6 protein-coding genes are annotated in these 5388 nt (G+C 74.0%); 3 read left to right on the top strand and 3 right to left on the bottom strand.

Going from position 1 to position 5388, the window contains the following annotated elements; translation table 11 throughout:
• The first annotated feature begins 310 nt into the window (after positions 1–310).
• Positions 311–829 (top strand): flavodoxin domain-containing protein, encoded by a 519-nt coding sequence (locus ABWK99_RS13155; protein WP_372595157.1) that lies wholly within the window; start codon positions 311–313, stop codon positions 827–829.
• 130 nt (positions 830–959) lie between these two features.
• On the opposite strand, the gene ABWK99_RS13150 is transcribed toward ABWK99_RS13155, so the two are convergent.
• The gene (locus ABWK99_RS13150) at positions 960–1454 is read right to left on the bottom strand and encodes a DUF2505 domain-containing protein (RefSeq protein ID WP_372595156.1); all 495 of its coding nucleotides are present in this window, start codon (positions 1452–1454) and stop codon (positions 960–962) included.
• A 68-nt stretch (positions 1455–1522) separates the two neighbouring features.
• Between ABWK99_RS13150 and ABWK99_RS13145 the strand changes: the two genes are divergently transcribed.
• Positions 1523–3013, top strand: a complete 1491-nt coding sequence (locus ABWK99_RS13145) for a sensor histidine kinase (RefSeq protein ID WP_372595155.1) — start codon at positions 1523–1525, stop codon at positions 3011–3013.
• Between the two features lie 84 nt (positions 3014–3097).
• On the opposite strand, the gene ABWK99_RS13140 is transcribed toward ABWK99_RS13145, so the two are convergent.
• Entirely contained in the window at positions 3098–3346 is a 249-nt protein-coding gene (locus ABWK99_RS13140) for a WhiB family transcriptional regulator (RefSeq protein WP_372595154.1), read from the bottom strand.
• 321 nt (positions 3347–3667) lie between these two features.
• On the opposite strand from ABWK99_RS13140, the gene ABWK99_RS13135 reads away from it, so the two are divergent.
• Complete coding sequence (locus tag ABWK99_RS13135) at positions 3668–4099, top strand: hypothetical protein (RefSeq protein ID WP_372595153.1); 432 nt, start codon at positions 3668–3670, stop codon at positions 4097–4099.
• On the opposite strand, the gene ABWK99_RS13130 is transcribed toward ABWK99_RS13135, so the two are convergent.
• The coding region (locus ABWK99_RS13130; RefSeq protein WP_372595152.1) for a hypothetical protein at positions 4096–5388 on the bottom strand (1293 nt) is incomplete at its 5' end. The genes ABWK99_RS13135 and ABWK99_RS13130 overlap by 4 nt on opposite strands.

Raw genomic sequence — 5388 nt, 5'->3', positions numbered from 1 at the left:
GGCGACCAGGGCGAGGGACACCCCGACCACGGCCGCCCCGCGCCTGCCGCGTGGCACGAGCCGCGACCACCGGCTCGGTGGCCGGTCCTGGGCACTCCTCGACATCGCACGAGTGTGACCCGCGACCGCGGGGATGTCGATCGGGGTCCACCCCGTGAGGATGCCGATCCGGGCTCGACCGCGGGGATGTCGATCGGGCTCCGCCCCGTCGTCGCGGGACCTGCGACCCAGGCGACGCAGGTCACCGTCGACAAGTCTGGAACGGGGGGCGTGCCCGCCTCCCCGCCGGAGAGGCAGGAGGTGTCCACCGATGAAGGTGCTCATCGCGGTGGCGTCACGACACGGAGCCACGAGGGAGATCGCCGACGCGATCGCCGAGGTGCTCGAGGGATCGGGCTTCGACGTGCACGTGGCGGACCCGGACGACGTCGAGACGGTCGACGAGTACGGCGCGGTGCTCCTGGGGTCCGCCGTCTACGTGGGTCGGTGGGCGGCGTCGGCGCGGGCCTTCAGCGACCGCTTCGTCGCCCAGCTCAACCGTCGGCCCGTGTGGCTCTTCTCCTCCGGCCCGGTCGGTACGCCCCCGGCACCCGCGGGGGATGCGGAGGAGGTCCCCTCGCTGATCGCCCGCCTGCACGCCAAGGGTCACCGGAGCTTCCCCGGGCGCCTCGACAGGTCGGGGCTCGCCCTTGCCGAGCGCGCCGTCGTCGCGCTGGTCCAGGCCGAGAACGGTGACTTCCGTCGGTGGCGTGAGGTCCAGGACTGGGCCCTGCAGGTCTCTCAGGAGCTGCACGCCCAGGAGATCCGCCAGGTCCGTCTGACCCTCTGAGACCTGGGCTCCGCCCGGGGGGCGGAGGCACGGTCGTTCACGGGCCCGATAGCGAGCAGCCGGGCGCCCGGCGCAGGTCCGCCTGCGAGCGGTCCGCGGCACCCTCGAGGTCGCGCGGACCGCGCCGTCCTCAGCGGGAGAGCCAGGCGGCCCCCGCGTCCTCCTCCGCCCGGATGGCGCTGTGCATGGCGTCGGCGATGGCCTTCTCCACCGCGCTCGCGAAGAACGGGATGGACGCCTTGAGGTCGGCGCTGATCTCCATGGCCGTCACGCCCGCGCGTGGGGAGGTCATCCGCATCGTGCCGGTGAGCCGCACGGGCGCTCCGGTCACCTCCACGACGATCGTCCCGTGCCGGGTGTCGCCGGAGGCCGCCTGCCAGGCCTGGACCTCACGGATCTCGAGGTTCCCGCCGACAAGAGCACGGAACTGCGGCGGCACGTCCGTCGTGGGCATCTGGCGTCGCGTGGTGACGGTGAAGGCACCGGCGGCCGTCCCCGCGACGTCGACCGTCTGAGCGGTGGCCCCGGTGGCGAGCACCTTGATCCGGACGAACTCGGGGTCGGCGAACATGACGGCGACCCGGTCGGGCCCTGCGTCGTACGTCGCCTGCGCGGACAGGTGCACCGGCTGCCTCCTGGGTGTGGTGGGACGAGGCTAACAAGGCAGAGGGCCCGTTCACCTACGCTTTGCTGGTGTCCACGCTGAGCCAGCTCGTCGCCCGCCACTCCGACCTCGCGCCCTCGGACGTCGAGTGGCTTCATCTCCTGGTGGGCGACTGGCAGATCATCTCGGACCTGGCCTTCGCCGACCTCGTGCTGTGGCTGCCGACCGAGACCGGCTACCTGTGCGTCGCCCAGGCGCGACCCTCGACGGGAGCGACCGTCCACTACGACGACATCGTGGGCAGCTCCGCCCCCGACGGGCAGCGGGCCCAGCTCGACCGCGCCCTGGCCGAGGTGAGCATCCAGCGTTCGCGCGAACCGCGCTGGTTCGGCACCTACGCGGTGCGCGAGGAAGCGGTCCCCGTGGTGCGGATGGGCCGCGCGATCGCCGTCGTGGCACGGCAGACGAACCTCGGTGGGGCGCGTACCCCGAGCCGGCTCGAGCTCAACTACGTCGAGTCGGCCGACGAGCTCCTCGGCATGGTCTCGCGCGGGGAGTTCCCCGTCCCGAACGCCGCGACGGGCCCTCGGCGTGGTGCCCCGCGGGTCGGCGACGGCCTGATCCGGCTGAACTCCGAGGGCGAGGTGCTCTACGCGAGCCCGAACGCCCTCAGCTGCTTCCACCGGTTCGGCCACCTCGGCTCGCTCGTGGGCATGTCCCTCGCCGAGGTGAGCACGGAGCTCCTCGAGGACACGGCCGCCACGACGGACGAGTCCCTCCCGCTCGTCGTGATGGGCCGCGCACCGTGGCGGACCGACATGGAGAGCCGGGGGGTGTGCCTCTCCTTGCGGTCCGTGCCGCTGACCGAGAAGGGGCAGCGCACGGGTGCGGTGCTCCTGTGCCGCGACGTCTCCGAGCTGCGCCGACGCGAGCGGGAGCTGCTCACCAAGGACGCCACGATCCGGGAGATCCACCACCGGGTGAAGAACAACCTGCAGACCGTCGCCGCCCTGCTGCGCCTTCAGGCCCGACGGATGACGTCGACGGAGGCACGGGAGGCGCTCGGCGAGGCGATCCGCCGCGTGACGACGATCGCCCAGGTGCACGAGACGCTCTCGCAGACCCTCGACGAGACGGTCGACTTCGATGCCCTGGTCGATCGCAGCCTCCGCCTCGCAGCGGACGTCGCGTCCGCCGGTACCGCGGTCCGCACGGTGCGGACCGGCACCTTCGGGATGGTCCCGGCCGGTTCGGCGACGGCACTCGCCCTCGTCCTGACCGAGCTGGTGACCAATGCGGTCGAGCACGGCTTCGCCGACGGCAAGGGCGGGACGGTCGAGATCACCGCCGAGCGGACCGGCGGTCACCTGCGCGCGACGGTGGCCGACGACGGCGCGGGGCTCTCGCCGTCCACCTCGGGCCCCGGCGCCGGGCTGGGCACGCAGATCGTCAGGACGCTCGTGCAGTACGAGCTCCGGGGGACCATCGACTGGGGTGCGCGCCCTGACGGTCCTGGCACGCAGGTGGTCCTGGAGGTGGAGCTGGACGAGATGAAGGGCCCCGACGAGATCAAGGGCTGACCCCGGACATGCCGCGACCCCGGTGCGCCGGGGGAGCGCGACCGGGGTCGTCGTTCGTGCTGGTCGGTCGCCCGACCGTGGGTCTCAGCCGGCGCGGCGGGCGCGGGCGGTGCGGCGCTTGAGAGCGCGGCGCTCGTCCTCCGACAGGCCACCCCAGACGCCGGCGTCCTGGCCGGACTCGAGAGCCCACTTCAGGCAGGTCTCGGTGACGGGGCATCGACGGCACACGGCCTTCGCCTCGTCGATCTGCTGGAGCGCGGGTCCCGTGTTCCCGATCGGGAAGAACAGCTCAGGGTCCTCGTCAAGACACGAAGCGCGGTGGCGCCAATCCATCACATCTCTCCTTACGGGCACACGGCTCGACGCTCCTCTGGGAGGAGCGGAGTCGAGAGGGGGGTGTCGTGCGAACGTCCTACGACTGGCATCAAGCCTCACATGGCAACTTCGGATGCACAAGAGGTGACGACAGCGTTTCATCCTGATAACAGTGAGGCGTTGATCACATCGGTTCGATTCTCGTCGGGCACTCCTGGGGACGCGCTCTCCCGGTTCGTCCGAACGGGTCAACGGCGACGCTTCCGGTCTCGTGGCGCCCCGGTCCGGCGCGCGACTCGGGGACCGCATCCCGGTCCGAGGCGTCGTAGGGTCACGGCCATGAGCGCACCGCACCCCTCCTGGCAGGAACCGGGCCGCGTGCACGCCTGGCGGGCCGTCGCGGCCGCGGGCCTCGCCGTCGAGTCCGCCGCGCTCGCCGTCGGGGGCCTGTGGGCGCTCGGTGTCGTGCTGCGGGGGGTCGCCGACTCGGTCGCGGTCGACCTCTCCCTCGCCGCCTTCGCGCTGGTCCTCGCCGCACTCCTCGCCCTCGCCAAGCGGGCCGTCCTGCGCGGGCGCGACCGGGTGCGCGGCCCGGCGATCACCTGGCAGCTGCTCCAGGCCGCGACCGCCGGCACCCTCATCGGTGGTGCCGGTGCCGGGACCCCGCTCGTCGTGCGGGGCGCGTCATGGTTCGCGGCGCTGCTCGCGCTCGTCGTCGTGGTCGCACTCGTGGTCGATGCCGCCAGGGGAGACCGCCGGGGCCTGTCCTAGTCCCGCCGTGCCGACGGGCCCGATCCGGCGGGCCTGGCGACCTGGACGGGCGTGGCCGTCCCGCCGTGCAGCAGCACGCCGCGCCCTGGGTGGTGGGGAAGGGCCGGATCGGCGGCGGCGAGGAGGGCCGAGGCACGCGCCCCGGAGGCCTCGACCGACCCCGGGCTCCCCGGCCCGAGCACGACGACGGGCGCGGCGCGCCGGAGCTCGGCGACGACCCCGCGGAACGTGGCTGCCGCACGCTCGGTGCCGACGGACGCGAGCAGGACCGGGACGTCGGCTCCGACCTCGGCGCGTTCGACCCAGGCGCCGAGCAGGTCGTCGAGCGCGGGCGCTGCCCGCAGTGCCACCTCGAGGTCGTCGATCACGAGCACCCGGACCCGGCCCGGTGTGCCGGCGGCCCAGACACGCAGCGCACCCGGCAGGTCGGGCTCGTCGCCCCGCTCTCCGAGCTCGGCGAGCGTGCGGACCTCGACCTCGGGAGCCAGTCCTGCTCGCAAGGTCGCGAGCGCGGTGCTCCTGCCGGAGCCCCGGGGCCCGATCACGAGCACCCCGTGGGCTGCGTCGATCGCGACGGGCCCGGCTGCGTCACCGCCGCGACCGAGCACGAGCAGCAACGGACCGGCGAGACCCGTCTGCGCCCCGGGCATCAGGTGCACCTCCCGAGGGATCGGGAGGAGGACCAGGGCGTCGGCCCCCTGTGCGGTGGCGACGGGCGGACCGCTCGGTCTCTGCGCGCCGTCCGGGGCGGCCCCGCCGGGTCCGCAGCTGATCTGCGCGAGCTCTGCCCCGGGGAGCAGGACGCCGAGCCCCGGGCGGCTGCGAGCAGGGCTCGACCGGGGGACACCGAGCACGTCGTCCTCGTGGGGGTCGGCGGTGGCCAGGACGAGCCGGGCGGCGGAGTGCGGGACCATCCGGAGCAGGTCAGCGGGGCTGCCCGCGGCCGCGACGCCGATCCCGAGGCGGGAGGCGTCACGGACCAGGTCGACCAGGAGCTCGGCGCCGATGCCGTGGGGGACGGCGTCGAGGGCCCGGAGCACACCACCGACGTCGTCGATCACCACGAGGTCCCGGACCTCGCCGTGCGTCGCCGTCGCGCGCAGCAGGTGCAGCAGTCGGACCAGCCGACGAGGGTCGTCGACGCCCACGACGGTGCCGAGCTGCCGCGCCGACCCGCTCGAGGTGGCGCGGTCCGCGTCGACCGCCGGCCACGCCTCGCCGGCGGCACCTGCTTCCGCCGCGGCCCGGGCGTGCGGCGCGACCCCGGCTTGCGGCGCGGCGCCGGCTTG

This window comes from Actinotalea sp. (assembly GCF_041597215.1).
Lineage (GTDB): Bacteria > Actinomycetota > Actinomycetes > Actinomycetales > Cellulomonadaceae > Actinotalea.
Note: the sequence above shows the minus strand (reverse complement) of the source record. Positions and strands in the feature narration are given on the sequence as shown.